We start from the raw sequence: 17,444 nt of genomic DNA, 5'->3' as shown, positions 1-17,444 counted from the left end.
ATCCTCCAAACCATGTCGCCCCGTACGTGTCCATGCAGGCCCCCCCTCCTCGCGCTCGCCCTGACACTGGTGATGGCCGTGGGATGCCGGGAGCCCGCGGAGACGGCCTTCCGGACCTCCACCGATGCCTCCTCCCGGGCCGGGCTGACGCCCCTGCCGGACGGGGTCCTCACCGGCAACGAGGCCGGCGCCGTGGTGCGCCTGGACCCCAGCGGCGGCATCGTCTGGAGGGTCGCCCTGGGAAGAGAGGTGGCCACCCGGCCCGTGGTGGCGGGAGACAGCGTCATCGCCGGCACCGTCGCCGGGGACTTGGTGCGACTGGCCCTCTCGACTGGCACGGAGCAGTGGCGGCTCACCGGTGAGCCCCCCGTCCTCACCCCCCTCGTGATGGCTCCGGGGGGGACCGCCGTGTACGTGGTGGCTCCCGACGGAGCGGTGCGAGCCCTCGCGGTGGACACGGGAAAGGTCCGCTGGAGGGTTGCGCCGCCCAAGCCCGACGAGGCCCACCTGGACACCCGACGAGGACTCCCCTCCCCCGTCCTCGCGGGAGGGCGGCTCGTCGTGGCGCTCGGCGACGCGGGACTGAGGGCCCTGTCCCTGGAGGATGGAGGACTCGCCTGGCAGCGGGAGCTCCGGAACGTGCTGGGCCTCGCGGCGCGGGGCGACGTCCTCTACGCCAGCACGCGGGACCAGCGCGTCTGGGCCCTTCAGGCGAAGGACGGGACTCCGCTGTGGGAGAAGGGGTTCTCGGAGGAGCTCACCGGACCGCCGTCGTCCGCGCTGGGCGTGCTGTGGGTGGGCGCGAGCAAGGAGGAGTCGCCAGTGCTGCTGGGGCTCGACCTGGCCACCGGGCAGGAAGTGGCCCGGGTGGAGCTGCCCGACCGGCTCACCACCGCCGTCGCGGAGGTCCACGGCGACGTGCTGCTGGTCCCGACCCAAGGCCGACAGGGGCGGCTGGTAGCGCTGAAGCGGCCCACGTGGGAGCGAGCCTTCTCCCTGCGCACGGACACCGCCCTGCGCTCCCAGCCCGTCGTCATCGGGGACCAGGTGTTCGTGCTGGGCAGGGACGGGCGCATCCTCTCGTGGAAGCTGCGCCCACCAGAGCGGCCCTGACGGCTCCTCGAGCCTGGGCTTCGCGAGCCACGCCGTCAGGCTTCTTCAGCGCACGCCGTCATTTCCCGCATCCGCACCCGGCAGAAGAAGCCCTACACGCCCCAACTTCGCTGGTTCGAATCCAGCTCCCTCCGCCACTGTGGAGGGATGGCCGAGTGGTCAAAGGCACCAGACATGAATCTGGCAGGTTCCCTGCTGGCTTTCTCACTCGGGTGCGGACTCCCTTTCCCCTGCGTCGCTAGCCCGGCATCAAGAAGCGGGCGATGACGCGCTTGAGGCCCACGGCGCCTCCGAACTCCACCGTCACCTTGGCGTTGGGTCCCGTCCCATCCGTGGCGACGATGCGGCCCACGCCGAACTGCTCGTGACGCACGCGCATGCCGCGCACGTCTCCGCTCACCGAGTCCATGTCCGACGTCTGGGAGTAGGAGCGGTCGATGCGAGGCCCGTCGTCGTCATCCCACGTGCGCTTGCGCGGCGGCGTCGCCACGGCGCGGGGAGGCTCCGGCACGTCCTGCTCGCTGATGCCGAACAACGCGGGAGGCACGTCCCGCAGGAAGCGGCTGGGCGGGTTGTAGCGCAGCTCACCGAACAGCGAGCGGCACTGCGCCAGGCTCACGAAGAGCCGCTTGCGCGCGCGCGTGAAGCCCACGTAGCAGAGGCGTCGCTCCTCGGCCATCTCCTCGCCGTTGTCCGGGTCCTCCCCCTTGAGCGCTCGCGAGTGCGGGAAGACGCCGTCCTCCAGGCCCGTGAGGAACACCGCGTCGAACTCCAAGCCCTTGGCGGCGTGGAGGGTCATCAGCGCCACGCGGCCCTCCCCCACTTCGGCGTCCGCGTCGCCGACCAGGGAGATCTGCTCGAGGAAGGCCTGAAGCGGCGGGGTGTCCGCCGACAACGGAGCGGCATCCACCTCCGGGGGGACCTCCTCACGGGGCTGCGACGCCGCGGCCACCGCCGCCGCCGCGCGGTTCAAGTCGAACTCCTGCGCCGCGCCCAGGAACTCGCGAAGGTTCTCCGCGCGCGTGTTCGACTCGTCGCTGCCTTCCGCGACCAGCGTCTCGACGAGCTTCGTCTCGCGAAGCATCTCGTCCACCGCGCTGGCCGCGTCCGTCGTGCCCTGGGCGAAGTCGTGCAGCGTCTTCAGCAGCCCGTGGAACGTGCGCAGCCGCTTCACCGCAGTGCTGTTCAGCGCGGGGACTCGCTCGGGCTCGGAGAGCACCTCGAACAGGCTCTTCGCCTGGGTGTTGGCGTGGTCCGTCAGCCGCTCCACCGTGGTGTCGCCAATGCCTCGCGCCGGCGTGTTGATGATGCGCAAGAGGTCCGCGTCCGAGCGCGGATTCACCATCAACCGCAGATACGCGGAGGCGTCGCGCACTTCCGCGCGGTCGTAGAAGCTGCGTCCGCTCACCAGCGTGTAGGGGACTCGCGCCAGCCGCAGCCCCTCTTCCAGCACGCGGCTCTGCGCGTTCACCCGGTAGAAGACCGCCATGCTGGAGAACTTGATGAAGCCCTCGCGCTGGAGGGCGAGAATCTGCCTCGCCACCTCCTGCGCCTCCATCCGCTCGTCGCGGTTGAGCATCAGCTGCAGCGTCTGGCCCGCGGGCCGGTCGGACCACAGCTTCTTGTCCATCCGGCGCGTGTTCTTCCGGATGACCTCGTAGGCGGCATCCAGGATGTTGCGGTCCGAGCGGTAGTTCTGCTCGAGCTTGACCACCTTCGCGCCGGGGTACTGGCGCGGGAAGTTGAGGATGTTGTCCACGTCCGCGCCGCGCCAGCGGTAGATGGACTGGTCGTCGTCGCCCACCACGACGAGGTTCGCCGACGGCGGCGGGGCCAGCTGCTTCAGGAGCGCGTACTGCACGGGGTTGGTGTCCTGGAACTCGTCCACCAGCACGTGGTGGAAGCGGCGCCGGTAGTTCTCCAACACCTCCGGCCGCTTGCGGAACAGCGACACCAGGAGGAGCAGCAGGTCGCCGAAGTCCACGGCGTTGGCCGCGCGCAGGCGCTCCTGGTACGCGTGATACACCTTGCGCACCAGCATGCCGCGCTCGTCACCGGGCTCCACCTCCATGTCCTCGGGGAGGCGCGCCGCGTTCTTCTCCTGGTCGATGCGGCTCAGGATGTCGCGGGGCTGCATGGACTGCTCCAGGCCCGCCTCCCGCATGGCCCGCTTCACCACGTTGAGCTGGTCCCCGTCGTCGTAGATGACGAACGAGCGGGTGAGCCCCACGTGCTCCGCCTCGCGGCGCAGGATCATGGCCGCCGCCGAGTGGAACGTGCTCACCACCAGGTCATTCGCCTGGCGCCCGAGCAACTGCACCAGGCGCTCGCGCATCTCCCTCGCGGCCTTGTTGGTGAACGTCACGGCCAGGATGCGCCACGGGAAGACCTCGTGGACCTTCACCAGGTACGCCACCCGGCGGGTGATGACGCGCGTCTTGCCGCTGCCGGCGCCCGACAGGACGAGCAGCGGACCGCCGATGTGCAGCACGGCCTCACGCTGGGGGGGATTCAGGTCTTCGAGGAGGGCGGATTCGTGGGCGTTCACGGGAGACTCTCGAGGGAACCTCTGCTTCTAACGTCTTTCGCCGCCGGGTGGGCGTCCTTCCACCATCCCCGTCCGGTCGCCCGGTCCCCTGGCTTTTCGCGCTCGGCTATATAGGGCGCAACGCCATGTCCGACTCCTCCTCGGGTCCTCCCACGCGCCCCACCCAGGCCGCCCTGGACCGCTACGCAGAGCTCTTCAACCAGAGCCTCACGCTGCGTCACTTCGGCGCCCGGCTCTCCTTCCCGGAGGGCCGCAACAAGGTCGTCGTCACCCTCCCCGAACTGCGCCCCGAGCACCGGGGAGGCGTGGGCAGCGCCCTGGCCGTCAACGGGGGCATCCTCGCCGCCCTCTTCGACCTCGCCATCGGCACCAGCGGCGCCCTGGTGGACCCCACCCGGCGCTGCGCCACCGTCCAGCTCTCCATGAGCTTCGAGCGCCCCGTCACCGGTGATCGCCTCCGCGTGGAGTCCGAAATCGACAGCCAGGGCCTCACCCTCCTCTTCGCCACCGCCCGCGTCTACGATGCCCAGGACCGCGTCTGTGGGCGCTGCCAGGGTGTGGTCCGACTCTCCAACCTCCCCTGGGCCTCAGGCGAAAGCCCCGCAACGAACTGACCCTTGCCTACCCCTCCGCACATCTTCGGAGTCTCCGGCGATATGTCCGCCACGGACACACGTTACCGGGACACCGGGGAGCGGCCGCACCCCGGCTACGATTCAGAGCGACGGGAAGACGGCATGAGTGCAGCCGTGCAGGGCCTGCGGATGACGACGCTTCGACTGTCGAGGGATGCCGAAGAGCCGCAAGAGGCGGAGCGGGGGTCCGACGAGGACGCCCTGGCGCGCAAGGCCTTGGCCGGCGACCGGGCGGCGTGGGACGCACTGGTTGCGCGCCACCACCGCCGCGTCGTGGTATCGCTCCTGGCCCGAGGCGTCCGGGTGGACCGGGCGCATGAGCTGGCCCAGGAGACGTGGGCGCGGCTCATCCAACAACAGCAACGCGGACTGCTGACGGAGCTGCGCCTGCCCAACCTCGCCCTCACCCAGGCGGCCTTCCTGGCCGCGGACGACGCCCGCCGCGTCCGGCGCGAGTCCATCTCCGGTGCGGTGGAGGAGCTGCCCGAGCGGCAGCACCCCGTGGACCCTTCCGTGTCCGCCGAGCGTCGATTGCTTTCCGAAGAGCAGTTGTCCCGCGCCCACGCCGCGCTCGCCCAGGTGTCGCCGAGCGCGCGGAGCGTGTTTCTCCTGGCCTGTGATGGCCAGGAGCTACCCCATGCCGAAGTCGCCGCCCGGGTCGGACTGTCCGTCCAACGCGTGCGGCAGATCCTGTGCGAGGTGCGCAAGAAGCTGCGGACCGCGCTCGAGGAGGAGACCCATGCTTAAGCCCCACCTGACCCGCGACTCCGCGGAGCAATACATCCTGGGCGCCTTGGCCCCGGAGAAGGCGGCGGCATTGGAGGCCCACACCCTGGAGTGTGAGCCTTGCGCCGTGCTGCTTCAGGAAGAGGCGATGCTGTCGGAGCAGCTCGCCGAAGTCGCCAGCAGCATCCCCCCGAGGGAGCGCGTCCTGCGTCCCGCCGCATGGAGCGGGCGCAAGACGATGACGAGCGCGGCCATCGCGGCCATCGCGGCCTCCCTCGCGCTGGTGATGCTCCCCAGCAAGAACCCGCGGGGGAGCGCTCCCACGAAGCCCCTGGATGCGACGGCGCCTTCCGTGGCGCTGGAGCTGGACCAGGACGATGCACCCACCCACGTCGTGGCCTGCCCCGACCTGGCCACGCAGGACGACTGCACACGGAAGGCAACAGAGCGAGGGTATCTGGTCATGAACCCCGGAGGCATCGCCGAGGTTCCCCGTTACGAGGCCCATACCGGCCTCCCCGAGGGCGCGTTCAATGCCCGCGGGCCCGTGTCGCTGTGAGGACGCCCCCCATGGACTTCCGGAAGAGACTCGCCGCCCTGCTGCTCGCCCTGGCCGCCCCGGTGGCCGCGGCGCAGTCGCCTGGCGGCGCCCCGAAGCTGCCGGTGGGCTGGTACGTCACCGAGAGCGCGCCCAAGCGCTACGAGGCGGGCGTGGACACCGCCTCGCCCTGCGAGGGCAGCCGCAGCGCCTACCTCCGCTCGCTGTCGCCGGACGAGGCCGGCTACGGCACCTTCATGCAGGCCTTCGGCGCGCAGGACTACCGCGGCAAGCGGCTGCGCTTCTCCGCCGCCATGCGCGTCAAGGACGTGAATGGCTGGGCGGGGCTCTGGATGCGGGTGGAAGGGCCCGACCCGAAGCAGCCCCTCGCCTTCGACAACATGCAGTCGCGCGCGCTCGTCGGCTCGCGCGGGTGCAAGCGCTACGAAGTCGTGCTGGATGTTCCCAAGGAGGCCACCACCATCATGGCGGGCCTCATCATGAGCGGCACCGGCCAGGCGTGGCTGGATGGCGTGCGCTTCGACGTCGTGGACGCCTCCGTCGCGGTGACGGACCTGCTCGCCTCACGGCCCCTCGTCGCCAGCACGGGCCCCTCCGGCCTCGATGAAGCAACGGCCGTGTCCAAGAACAGCCAGGTGCCGATCGGCCGCGTGGGCGATGTCTGGTTCAACAACGGGCGCGTCGCGGCCGACAAGCCCTACACCCAGCGGGCCGATGGCGTCTGGGTGAGCATCCTCTCCGAAGAGGTCTACGAGCACGGCATCGAGGTGACGGGCACCTTCGGCCAGCGCCCGTTGGAGCTGAAGGTCAGGGCGGGCGGCGCGCGGACCATCATCGAAGGTGTCTGGGGAAGCGACCCCGTCGCCATCAGCATCACGCCCGGGGAGCTCACCATGAAGTGGGGCCGGCTGACGCGCGAGCTGAAGCGGGACCGGAGCGCCCCGGTGGACAGCAGTTGCAACCGGTACGAGCGCCACGACGGTCCGCGCGTCATGGACCGGGTCGACCTCTGTGGCGCCGCCTTGGGAACCCGGCCGCCGCCCGCGCAGCTCGTCCTGAGCTTCCTGGCCAACGGCTTCCGCGCCAGCGTCCCTCCGGGCAGCTTCCCCATCCCGCGGCCGCCCGTGCTCAGCCGCGAGGCGCTCGAGACGCAGCGCGCGCTCACGCCCAAGGACTAGACGCCGCACTCGCGGAAGACCCAGGGGCCCCGCGCTCGGCGCGAGGGCCCGGTCCCGCGAGGTGACTTCAGAAGGCGAAGTCCCGCTCCAGCGTCTCGGTTCCAGCCTGCACCGTGAGGTGAGCGGAGCGCGCGCCCGTGGAGGACGCGGACGAGAGGTCGAACGCGAGCCCCTCCGGGCCCGACGTGGGCTTGAGCGAAGGGCGGCCCGGACTGAGGAACACGGCGGCCGTCACCGTCCGGCCGGACAGGGGCTGCACCACCAGGCGAACACGCTGACGCTCGCGAACGAGCACCACGCGAAAGTCCCGGCGCTCCTCCAACACCTCGCGCGACTCCGGATGGCGCGCCGCGGACGGGCGCTGCGACACCGGGGCGCGGGAAGAACGCGCGGCACGCGTCACGCCCGCCTCGCCCTCCTCCATCTCCAGGGCCTCCTCCATCGCATCATCACCTTCGCCCAAGGCCAGCACCGCCTGGGCGCACTCGCCACAGCGCGCGGTGTGCGCGTCCACGCGCTCGCGCTCATCGGTGGACATCAGGCCCATGTCGAAGCGCCACAGGTCATCCTGCGTGAGGTGGCGGCGGGGTGGAGCGTCCACGGGCGCGGCATCCGCGATGTCCGCCCGGCACTCGACACAGCCCTGGAGATGCGAAGAAGACGTCTGCGGCCCGCCCGTCCACGTGGCCACCAGGTCATCGCAGCCCGCTCGCGACGAGAACCACCAGGACGTCTCCTGCTCGGCGGGCTCGAGGAGGTCCAGCTCCTGCCGGCGCTGCGGATTGAGCGGGATGAACCAGCGCGCCCGTGGGCGAAGCAACGAATCCAGGCTCCCGAGCGCCGCCAGAAATGCGTCGCGACTCCGGGCCGCGTCACCTTGGAGGGAACCGTGGAGACCTTCCCAGGCGGCCAGGGCCACCGCCGCGGAGGCGGCACGGTCCCGGGCCGCCAGTCCGTCCAGCGCGGAGGCCCGCCACACCTCGGCCTCCTCCCCGCCGTCCAGCACCACTTCCATCGCTTCTTCCGCCGCTCTCAACAGCACCGGCTGGAGAGCCTGGGGTTTCTGCGCTTGAAGCCATGTCTCGACCGCCGTTCGACCGAGGCCCCGCAGGGCCGCCTCCACACCTTCGGTCCCCATCCGGGTCGCCCGCCTCAACAGGTCCCCCGCTGCTTCGAGGACGGCTCCTGGAGGGGTCGCCGCCTCGGAGAGCTGAGCGCGACGGGTGGCGTAGCGAGACATGGCATCGATGTTCATGAGTTCATTCCTCCTGAAAACCCCGAGGTGCTGCCGGGAAGGAGGCTCACGCTTCCTCCCCGCGTGGTGACTCGCGCTGGAGATCCAGCAGGTAGAGCTTCAAGTAGGCCTGGGCGCGGCTGACGCGCTTGTACGAGTTGACCACGGTGATGTTCAGGCGACGGGCGCATTCCTCGTGGTCCTCTACGTCCTCGTGGTGGTACAGCTCCCATGCCGAGGCTTCCTTGGGGTGCTCCTGCTGGAGTCGTGCGAACGCGGCCCAGTACAGCTCCTGGGCGTCCGCCCGCTCCTCGGTCCTTCGGCCCATCTCCATCGCGCGAGCCCGCTCGGAAGGCGGCTCTTCCATGGCGTCATCGGGGTCTGACGGAGGCGCCGCGAGCTCTTCGCGGTGCCGCCGGTAGAAGTCGATGGCCACGTGCTTGACGATGCGCAGGAAGAACGTCTTGGGAGACGCACTCCGGCCCGGCATCTGCTCGGAGACACCCCGAAACTGGTCCAGCCCACGGTCGATGAACTTGCCGACCGCGTCTTGGTAGAGCTCGTCCGCGTCCGCGGGGGACCCTCGGCCGTAGCTCGACTGAATCTTGCTGATGACGTACCGGGCAGGCCGGCCCCATCGTTGAACCAACGTACCGAGTGGGCCTCCAATGGGCTCACCCGTGGCGCGGCGTCGCACGACCTCCGCGAACAATTCGTCATCCGAGAGCTGCTCGTACACCGGAAGGACCTGAGGGCTGTGCCCGGAGAACCGCCCCGGGAGATGGAATTACAGGGATGTGGCGCGGCAAGGTACCACGTTGGCATCCGCAGGCAGCCTCCGAGTGGAGCAGGAGGCCATGGCCGCCCGGACAACCGGACAGCAAGGCCTCCAGGAGCCCCGACCCGGTCGGCGCCGGTTTCCTGACAAACCACCCTATAGAAGAGGGCGGGCGGGGGAGCCGGGAATGGCCCGTCAGGAAACCCGGGAGTCCGCGTCCCTGGCCGCACTGCTTTCGAGCGTCCGGCAGGAAGGCCCCACAAGCCTTGGTTCGATTCCAAGCCCCCCTCCCGGGGGTTCCGCCGGTGGTCCGGCACTGAACTGATAATTCAGCCCTCCGGCCTCCCAACTCGGGCGCTCATCTTCTTTCCAAGGAACCGTGTCATGTCCCCCCGCACCATCGTCATCGGAGACCTCCATGGCTGCCATGACGAGGCCCTGGAGCTGCTCGCCAAGGTGGGCGCCACCTCCAGCGACCGCGTCATCTTCGCCGGAGACCTGGTCGACCGGGGCCCGAAGCGGCGCGAGTGCGTGGAGCTGGCCATGCGGCACGAGGCCGTCCTCGGCAACCACGAGGAGACCCAGCTCCAGCAGCGCCACCGCGCCGCGGAGCGCCTCACTCCGGACCACCTGGAGACCCGTCAGGTGCTGGAGCCCGAGCACTTCGAGTGGATGGCCCGGCTGCCCCACTACCTCCGGCTGCCGGAGCACAACGCCATCGTCGTGCACGCCGGCATGATGCCCGGCCGCCCCGTCGAGGCGCAGGACCCGTACCACCTGCTCCATGCGCAGTGCATCCAGCCACCGACGAAGAAGAGCTACTGGCCCTCCAAGGCACCGGCGGACTGGAAGTTCTGGACCCACTACTGGCAAGGGCCGGAGCGGGTCATCTTCGGGCACACCGTCTTCGACAAGCCCCTCGTCACCGAGTACGCGGTGGGCATCGACACCGGCTGCGTGTACGGCCGCTCATTGACCGCGGTGGTGCTCCCGACCTGGGAGCTGGTCTCCGTCCCCGCACGGAAGACCTACCGGGGCGGCAAGGACGTGGCGAAGTTCCCGATTCACGGCGACGTGTGCGTCTACTCCTAGACGTCCGCGTCCGCTGAAGTCACCGCCTCGAATCCCACGGATTCGCGCCCGGCCGACGGGGCCAGACACGCCTGAGAGATGCGGGTTCGACTCCCGCCGGGACCGTCAGGTCCCGTAGTTCAATCGGCAGAACACTGGACCGTTAATCCAAGCAACATCGGCCTCGTCACTCGGGCGCATTTTTTCTCCTCTCACCTCACAGCTTCGCGCGGGTGGCCGTGCCTCGAGCACGCCCAGGCCCCCGTGCGTTCCACGCGCGGTGCACTCCCCTGGCACCGGATGCCAGGGGTCCGCCCCGCGCCTGACCCGCCGCACGTCCCGAAAGGGGGACTCCCATGTCGACGCCCCAGAACACCACCCTGATTCCCGAGACGCAGCGAGGCCCCGCGGAGCGACTGCTGGACCTGGTGCTCAGCGGCTCCGCGCATCTGTGGCACAACCGGCCGGGCCTGGATGTGAATGGCACCTGGGTCGCCGCCGCCTACGCCACGCCGGCGCAGCGCACGGTCGGCAAGCCGGTGAAGCCCGGCCTCTTCGTGCCCGCGGCCGTGAAGCTCTACCGGCAGCTCCTGGACATCTACCAGCTCAACTCGGTGCTGATGGCGCACTTCGCGTCGTACGCGCTGACGCAGACGGACTGGCGTGACCTGAAGGTGGCCACGTGCGCCCTGATGCTGGTGCAGAGCCACGCCGGCCTGCCCGTGAAGGGTGACGGCGGCGAGGTCGCGTTCCACGACGACGACTGGCGCGCCATCGGCGAGGCCATGGTGCTGCACTACGAGCGCAAGTCCACGCGCATGCTCACGCCCAAGGCGGTGCTGCGCGTCGCGGAGCTGCTCGAGCAGCCGGAGATTGCTCGCCTCAACCGCGAGGCGGGCTTCGGTGACCCGGCGTCGCGCAAGCCGCCCCTGGGCCGCTGGAAGCGCGTGGCGGCCCGCTGGCTCGCGGCGCGTGAGGCCAACGTGTCGATGCTCCAGGGCCTCGTGAAGGCGGGCTACAAGGAGACGCTGAAGAAGCTGGCTCGCAAGGCGGGGTACAAGCCGCGCGCGCAGGGCTTCTTCGAGGTGCTCGGCTGGAAGCAGAAGCAGGCCGAGAGCGGGCACCGCACGGTGGGCCTCAACGGGCTGACGCTGGTCAAGCGCGAGCGCTTCGACGGGCTGTCGGAGGCGGAGATCTGCGAGTGGATCGAGCACGAGCGGCTCTCCTACAAGGAGGTCGTGGGACGACTGCCTCAGGACCTGGGGATGACTCCGGCCATCATGGCGGCGCTCCTGCCCTCGCTGTCGGACCGCGACTTGCGGCTGATGACGCCCACGCTCGAGGAGCTGGGCCTGCTGGCGGAGCCCACGGTCCGCACGCGCTGGGAGAAGGCCATCCAGACGGCGACGGACCAGCGGGCGTTGAACATCGCGAAGAACGTGCGCAGCGACGTGCTGCGCCAGAAGCTCGAGGAGGCCAGCGACAACGCCGCCCGCAAGGCGGTGGAGGAGGCGACGGCGGAGACCGACGTGCGAGTGATGTTCCTCATCGACAAGTCGGGCTCCATGGAGGGGGCCATCGAGAACTCGAAGGAGGCGCTCGCGCGCATCCTCGCGGGCTTCCCGATGGAGAAGCTGCACATCGCGGCGTTCGACACGACGGGCACCGTCCTCAAGCCCAAGGCGTCCAACCGCACGGCGGTCCAGCACATGCTCGCGGGGCTGAAGGCGTCGGGAGGCACGGCGCATGCGGCCGGCGTGCTCGCGCTGCACCGCAGCGGCGTGAAGGTGCCGGAGGGGGCGAAGCTGGTGGTCATCGTGGTGGGCGACGAGGCGGGTGAGGCGGGTGACCAGTTCGCCCGTGTCTTCCGTGACTGCGGCTACTCGGTGGCGGCGCTGGCGTTGCTGGTGAGTGTCGCGGGGGCCCGTGGAAGCACGGTCCGCACGTGCTCGAGCCAGCTGCGCGTGCCCTTCAGCGAGGTCAACGTGGACCAGTTCTCGGACCCCTACCAGGTCCCTCGGGTGCTCAAGGCGCTGATGGATGCGCCGACGCTTCCCGGCGCCAGCCAGTCCGGCTGGGTGGAGCGGGTGATGCGCACGCCGCTGCTGAAGGTGGCGTGAACCCGAAGTCATCGCGGTGAAGTGAGGAGGCGTCGTGGACTACCGGAAGTTCCTCGGCAAGACGGAGTCGGTGGTGCTGCCATACCTGGGCAGCGGCACCGTGGACACCGCCACGCGACGCCTCCGGGTCACGCCCCCTGTTGCGCCAGGGTGGTGGCGCTTCGAGCTCCGAGGCCGCGACGCCACCGCGCGTGAGCCGGCCGGACCCGAGGGCCTGGACACGCTTCCTCGCGTGCGAGGCCACCTGTGGGGAACCCGGCTGGTGCGCGAGGGCGCGGTGGCCGAGCCCCTGGAGTTGATGCCGGAGGAGCAGCCGCCCGTGCTCGCGCCCGTGAGCGCGCGGCGCTGGCATGACGGCACCCTGCTGTTCGACGGTGTGGAGTTCGAGGGCGAGGCGGAGGACCTGGCCCGGCGTGCCCTGGAGGAGGGCCAGCCGCTCTCCTCGGTGAAGGGCGTGGGCGCGCCGCTGCGAGCGGCCTTCGGCTATGTGCTGCTGGAGGTGGCCTCGCGAGCGTCGGGCATCCGGTTCGTGCCCGCGGAGGCTCGCACCCGGGTGCTGGGAATCGCCGAGCGAGGGCGGGCCGAGGCGGAGGCGTATCTCCACACGCTGCTGCGCGAGCGGGAGGCCCATCAACGCGCGCTCGTGGCCCGGCGGGAGCTCGAGCGCCACGCGGCGCGGGTCGTCCAGCCTCGCGAGCGGGTGGAGTCAGAGTACCTCTCGCATCGACCGAGGACGCGGCCCGACGACATGTCCCGAGCGGAGGCCGCCTTGCACCGGGCGGGGGCGCGGCTGCTGAACCATCGCCAGCTGGGCGGAAACCAGCTGGAGGTGACGTATGCCTTCATGGAGGAGCGCTTCATCTCCATCGTCGATGCGAACACGCTCCAGGTGGTCGACGCGGGGCTGTGTCTCGCGGGAGCGGACAGCGAGGTGACGTTGGAGAGTCTTCCGTCCGTCATCCGCGAGGCCATCGACACGGGAGTCCTGGTCGTCACCCGGCATGGGTGAGGTGTGGGGAGGAGAGGCCATGTCGAAGCAAGAGGTGTGTCTGCTCATCGGCCGGGACGAGACGGTGCTGTGGTGCGATGCCTCCGACAGCCCCGTCCTGCTTCCGGACTCACGCGCGCGGTGGGAAGCCATCTGGCGCTGGCGGCACGAGCTCGTCGAAGTGGCGCACAGCCACCCCGAGGGCCCGCTGGGCTTCTCCTCCGAGGATGAGACCACGATGGCCGCGCTGACGCAGGCGCTCGGACGCGCGCCGCGCTTCTCCGTCGTGGCACCGGAGGGCATGGTCGCTCGCGTCGAGGGGCAGGACGTGCATGTCCCCGACGAGCCGTGGTGGACGGAGCCCCTGCGCGAGGCCTCCGGGATGTGCCCAGCGGGTCGGCCGCTCAGCTCGGGCGACGCCACAGCTCCTTCAAGTCCTCGGGGAGCTGGTCCATGACGTCCTCGGCCTCGCCCTCGGAGATCTGATCCCTCACCGCGTTGAGCACCGCTCGCACGACGGGCGCCACGGCGTCCGGGTGGAGCGACAGGTCCGAGCCCACGTGCTCGAGCAGCGCCTCGCGCCCGAAGCCGCCGGGCATCGCGGCCTCGTGGCGCTCACAGCGGTGCAACAGCTCCGACAGCTTGCGCGGAAGCTGCGCCTCCAGGTCCCGTGTCTCTCCGCTGGAGATTCGCTGCTCCACCGCGCAGAGCACGGACACCGCCGCCCGCTCGGCGACCGCAGGCGACATGCCTCCCCGCTCGCACAGATGCTGGAGGAAGGCCGCATAGGTCTGGCTCGCGTGCGCGGCGCTCCTCCGCGCGCGGCGGACTTCGATGGGCAGCTCGCGCGTGGTGCCGCGCGGCGTGTCCTGGCCCTCCTGCTCCCGCTTGTCCGCCATGGCATGCCCTCCCGATGTGCAGTCGTGAACTCAGGGTGCCCATGGCCCACGCCGGGAGCACCACGACGCGGCACGAAGGACGGGCGGCTGGCTGTCCGCCCCCTCACTCCAGCTCCGCGGCCTCACCATCCGCGCGCCGCAAGGCATTCACCATCCGATGCGCGTGACGTGTCGTCTCCGGCTCCCGGTACTTCGGGCTCGCGCGCAGCACCCACTCCACCGCCGTGGGCAGGTCCATCAAGTGGCCCGGTGACACGTAGACGGGCTGCACCGACTTGCGCGTGCGGACGGCCATCCCCACGACCTCGTCCTTGTGGAGGATGGGCGACGTGGAGCCTCGCGCCGCTCCCAACCGGCCGTGCTTCCCCACGAGCAGGGACTTGGCGCAGCCGATGGACGGCACCCCCAACAACAAGCCGCCATGACACGCGATGCCCAGCCGCCTCGGATGCGCGATGCCGTGTCCGTCGAAGATGAGCACATCCGGCCGCACCTCGAGCCGCGCCCAGGCCTCCGCCACCACCGGCAGCTCGCGAAACGACAACAGCCCAGGCACATACGGAAACCGCAGGGGCACCGCCGAGCCCGCCTGCGCCACGGGCGTCAGCGAGCCCGCGTCCAACACCACGATGCCGCCATAGCCGGTGTCCCGCCCCTTCTCGGTGGACACATCCGCGCCCGCGATTCGCTCCACCTTCAACCCAGGAGGCGGCTGGAGCACCACCTTCGACCGCAGCTCACGCTGAATCTCCACCGCCTCCTTCGGCGTGACGTCCCAGCGATGCCATCCCACCTGAAGCTCCATGTGCGCCCCGCCTCCTGACGGACCTGGACTCTGTGGCTCCACCTGTTCAGTGCAACCCCGCTCGGCGTCGATGTGCCCCCACACCGTGTGACAGCAAACGCTCTCACCTCCCTCGAGGGCTGACCACGTGTCCCCTGTCTCACTGCCCTCCAGGTCCGGACTGGAATGCTGGGACCCCATGCGTACCCTGAGCGCGCCCAGGCGCCGGTGAATCCGCTCCCAAGGACCGCTTCCGAGTCACGCCTGGGTCACCAGAGGGGCCGGACCCAGGGAGCGCCGCATGTCCGGGAGTAACTGATGCGTCGAGTCCTCACAGGCTGTCTCGCGGTGTCCGCGCTCGCGGTCGCCTTTCCCGCCACGGCTTCGGAATGTGGCTACACGTCCGCTGGATGGAATGCCCCCAACGGCGCGGTGGTGTTCAGCCGGAGCGAGGATGGCCCCATCCGCGACGTGATTGATGCCATTGGCGAGTTCCGCACCCACTCCATGCTCTCCCATGGCCCGACGGGAGGAGTGACGCACGCCACCATGACGGACCCGAACCAGAATGACTGGCCCAAGGTCTGTGGAACACCGCTCAACGCGGGCCAGCTCCAGCACGGCTACCCAGGCCTGGAGCAAATCAATCAAGGCGGCGCCTACCACTACTACTACGACGACAATGGGCAGGGAGGCCCGGAGTGGACGGCGTGGCAGCTGGGTGACGCGGCCGGCGCGGCCACCATCGCGGACAACCTCTGGTTCAACCACGCGTACGTCTCCGATGTCTCCCGCGCGGACAACAGTCAGCTCATCGACCGGCCCCTGTGGAACGGCGAGCGTGTCCCCTATTCCCTGTATCAGTACAAGGACCTGGAGACGGCCCACCACATCCCCGGCGGCGCCGCCAACAACGGCATGGTGTGCTCCACCTTCCTCGCCTACGCCCACGTCTACGCGGGCAAGGGCGTCGTCACCGAGTACACCTATCCGCATGAGGTCATCGCCAATGCCTCCAACGCGGTGCACTGGGGGGTCCATGGCCAGTGCAAGGCCTCCCTCGGCTGGTTCGAGAACGCCGCGCTGAGCATCATCTGCCCCATCTTCTGGAACGTGTGCACGAACGCCGGCAACCAGGTGGCCAACTGCATGGCCGCCAATCGCTGCGACACGAGCAGCAGCGTCATCTGGAAGCGCGTTCGCGACGACCCCAACACCACCGCCACCTCCATCAGCCCGGACCGGATTGGCGGCTGGAGCGTGCACCCCGTCAACACCACCCTCTGGGCCGGCGACTACTCCCACCAGCTCCAGTGGAACTCCGGCGGCAACGTCTACGGCTGCTGGCAGTAACCCTCCCCCCAGGTTGAACACCCAGGAGAGCTCGGATGATGACCCCGGAACCGCCCTGGTGGCGACGGCGACTGACCTTCATGCTCGGCCTTGGAATCGCCGCCCTGGTGGCCGGCGTCCTCCTCTCGCTGGACCTGGAGTCCTCGCCTCCTCCCGAAGCCGCGCCGTCCTCTCTCACGGAGAGCAGCCCGCCTCCCACGACGGTCCAGGTCGCTCCGGTGCTCCCCACCGGAGTCGCGCGCGCCATCAGGCCCACGCCCCCTCCCGCTCCTGCGCCCATCATCGACGAGGTGAGCGTGGAGAAGCGGGAGGTCTGCTCCGGCGAGGACAACCTCGTCAGCGTCCGAGCCCACTCTCCCGACGGCAATGACGCCTATCTCCACACCACCATCGGCGCGGGCACGGGCATGCGCGTCCCCCTGCGCGTCTGGCGGGAGGCCGATGGCACCTATGAGCTGCCCACCGTGACGGTGTTCGGAAAGAACAACGTCTCCACCACCGTGCGCGTCCCCTCGTACACCGTGAAGGACTGCGAGCCGGAGCGCCTCGTCGAGGTCTTCTCCCGCCGCGTCCCCAACACCGAGGAGGAGTTCGAGTTCCTCGCGCGGATTCTCGAGCGCCCCCGCAAGGACGCGCCCCCGCGGGCCTCCTTCACGCCCGTGAAGTTCGTCTGGACCTTCGATGGCCAGCCCCCCGTCACGACCCAGACGCCCATCGTGACGCGGAGCTTGAGCCCCGACCCATCGCGCCCTCGGGCCATGTACGCGCAGCACCTCGTCCGGGTGGAGGTGTCCGATGCCTCCGGCAAGAAGGCCGTGGGCCGCTCCTCGCTCCAGCTCCTGGACACCACGTTCGAGAACTTCGACAAGAAGGGCATCGTCACGCTGCTGGCGGTGGGCACGCCCCGCTTCCCTTCGGAGGATGCCCAGGGCGTGGTCCGGCAGACCTTCCGCGTGTCGCACCGCTGGAAGGGGCCCGTGCGGCTGGAGCGCGTGACGGCCCTGCGCACCCGAACGCCCGAGCCCGAGGCGCCGCCCATGCCCGAGGACTCGGACACCGTGAGCCTGGGCGTGGCCATCATCCCGGAAGGCCCCGGTGTGGACATCCCCGTGTCCCTGGACACGCGCTCCGACTCCGGGGTGACGCATGTCACCTACATGCTGGAGGGGAGAACCGCGGAGGGGCACCCCGCGCGAGGAACCTTCTCCGTGATGCGTCCGCCCCCTCGGCCCACCCGTGAGAACAGCCGGCCCGTCACGGACCCGCTCCTGCTCGCCAAGGTCAAACGCGCGCGCGAGCTGCTGGGACAGACCTTCGTCACGGATGAAGACCTCTGGCGCCTGGAGCGGGAAGGACGCTTCAACGACTTGAAGGCGCAACGCGAGACACCGTGAGCCGCCCACCCGGTGGGAACGACCACTCCCACCGGGACGGCGACCACCGGGCTCGACGCGACCT

16 protein-coding genes are annotated in these 17,444 nt (G+C 69.9%); 11 read left to right on the top strand and 5 right to left on the bottom strand.

The features are described 5' to 3' along the window. Positions 1 to 72 precede the first annotated feature (72 nt). On the top strand, positions 73 to 1,113 hold the full coding sequence (locus tag MYSTI_RS08125; protein ID WP_233278206.1) for a BamB-related PQQ repeat family beta-propellar protein: 1,041 nt from the start codon (positions 73 to 75) through the stop codon (positions 1,111 to 1,113). A gap of 238 nt (positions 1,114 to 1,351) precedes the next feature. On the opposite strand, the gene MYSTI_RS08120 is transcribed toward MYSTI_RS08125, so the two are convergent. Further along, positions 1,352 to 3,661, bottom strand: coding sequence for an ATP-dependent helicase (locus tag MYSTI_RS08120; RefSeq protein ID WP_015347238.1), 2,310 nt, complete (start codon positions 3,659 to 3,661; stop codon positions 1,352 to 1,354). 125 nt (positions 3,662 to 3,786) lie between these two features. Here MYSTI_RS08120 and MYSTI_RS08115 point away from each other — a divergent pair, with 125 nt between their 5' ends. The 4 genes from MYSTI_RS08115 (at position 3,787) to MYSTI_RS08100 (ending at position 6,759) form a co-directional block, all read left to right on the top strand. Continuing rightward, entirely contained in the window at positions 3,787 to 4,275 is a 489-nt protein-coding gene (locus MYSTI_RS08115; RefSeq protein ID WP_015347237.1) for a PaaI family thioesterase, read from the top strand. Positions 4,276 to 4,398: 123 nt separating this feature from the next. Beyond that, entirely contained in the window at positions 4,399 to 5,043 is a 645-nt protein-coding gene (locus MYSTI_RS08110; protein WP_233278205.1) for an RNA polymerase sigma factor, read from the top strand. Further along, entirely contained in the window at positions 5,036 to 5,581 is a 546-nt protein-coding gene (locus MYSTI_RS08105; RefSeq protein ID WP_015347235.1) for a zf-HC2 domain-containing protein, read from the top strand. The genes MYSTI_RS08110 and MYSTI_RS08105 overlap by 8 nt, the downstream gene beginning before the upstream one ends. Before the next feature lie 11 nt (positions 5,582 to 5,592). Continuing rightward, positions 5,593 to 6,759 (top strand): hypothetical protein, encoded by a 1,167-nt coding sequence (locus MYSTI_RS08100; RefSeq protein WP_015347234.1) that lies wholly within the window; start codon positions 5,593 to 5,595, stop codon positions 6,757 to 6,759. Positions 6,760 to 6,826: 67 nt separating this feature from the next. Here the strand turns inward: MYSTI_RS08100 and MYSTI_RS08095 are convergent, their stop codons facing one another. Continuing rightward, on the bottom strand, positions 6,827 to 8,014 hold the full coding sequence (locus tag MYSTI_RS08095) for a hypothetical protein (protein ID WP_015347233.1): 1,188 nt from the start codon (positions 8,012 to 8,014) through the stop codon (positions 6,827 to 6,829). 46 nt (positions 8,015 to 8,060) lie between these two features. Then, a complete protein-coding gene (locus MYSTI_RS08090) occupies positions 8,061 to 8,732 on the bottom strand; it encodes an RNA polymerase sigma factor (protein ID WP_015347232.1) in 672 nt (223 codons plus the stop codon). 423 nt (positions 8,733 to 9,155) lie between these two features. Between MYSTI_RS08090 and MYSTI_RS08085 the strand changes: the two genes are divergently transcribed. From MYSTI_RS08085 to MYSTI_RS08070, 4 genes are all read left to right on the top strand, one after another. Then, a complete protein-coding gene (locus MYSTI_RS08085) occupies positions 9,156 to 9,863 on the top strand; it encodes a metallophosphoesterase (protein ID WP_015347231.1) in 708 nt (235 codons plus the stop codon). 335 nt (positions 9,864 to 10,198) lie between these two features. After that, positions 10,199 to 11,962 (top strand): vWA domain-containing protein, encoded by a 1,764-nt coding sequence (locus MYSTI_RS08080; protein WP_015347230.1) that lies wholly within the window; start codon positions 10,199 to 10,201, stop codon positions 11,960 to 11,962. Between the two features lie 34 nt (positions 11,963 to 11,996). Next, complete coding sequence (locus tag MYSTI_RS08075) at positions 11,997 to 12,971, top strand: hypothetical protein (RefSeq protein WP_015347229.1); 975 nt, start codon at positions 11,997 to 11,999, stop codon at positions 12,969 to 12,971. 19 nt (positions 12,972 to 12,990) lie between these two features. Then, positions 12,991 to 13,407 (top strand): Mov34/MPN/PAD-1 family protein, encoded by a 417-nt coding sequence (locus MYSTI_RS08070; protein WP_015347228.1) that lies wholly within the window; start codon positions 12,991 to 12,993, stop codon positions 13,405 to 13,407. Here MYSTI_RS08070 and MYSTI_RS08065 read toward each other — a convergent pair. Then, complete coding sequence (locus MYSTI_RS08065; protein WP_015347227.1) at positions 13,355 to 13,849, bottom strand: DUF2267 domain-containing protein; 495 nt, start codon at positions 13,847 to 13,849, stop codon at positions 13,355 to 13,357. The two genes, MYSTI_RS08070 and MYSTI_RS08065, sit on opposite strands and share 53 nt — an antisense overlap. A 103-nt stretch (positions 13,850 to 13,952) precedes the next feature. Next, entirely contained in the window at positions 13,953 to 14,654 is a 702-nt protein-coding gene (gene nfi / locus MYSTI_RS08060; protein ID WP_015347226.1) for a deoxyribonuclease V, read from the bottom strand. Positions 14,655 to 14,951: 297 nt separating this feature from the next. Between nfi and MYSTI_RS08055 the strand changes: the two genes are divergently transcribed. Together MYSTI_RS08055 and MYSTI_RS08050 are read left to right on the top strand one after the other, a co-directional pair. Then, positions 14,952 to 15,986: a hypothetical protein gene (locus MYSTI_RS08055; protein WP_015347225.1), complete on the top strand. Its 1,035-nt coding sequence runs from the start codon at positions 14,952 to 14,954 to the stop codon at positions 15,984 to 15,986. 35 nt (positions 15,987 to 16,021) lie between these two features. Next, on the top strand, positions 16,022 to 17,380 hold the full coding sequence (locus MYSTI_RS08050; protein ID WP_015347224.1) for a hypothetical protein: 1,359 nt from the start codon (positions 16,022 to 16,024) through the stop codon (positions 17,378 to 17,380). Positions 17,381 to 17,444: the final 64 nt, after the last annotated feature.

Source organism: Myxococcus stipitatus DSM 14675 (assembly GCF_000331735.1).
GTDB classification, from domain to species: Bacteria; Myxococcota; Myxococcia; order Myxococcales; family Myxococcaceae; genus Myxococcus; species Myxococcus stipitatus.
The sequence above is the reverse complement of the archived record's forward strand: the minus strand, read 5'-3'. Positions and strand labels throughout refer to the sequence as shown.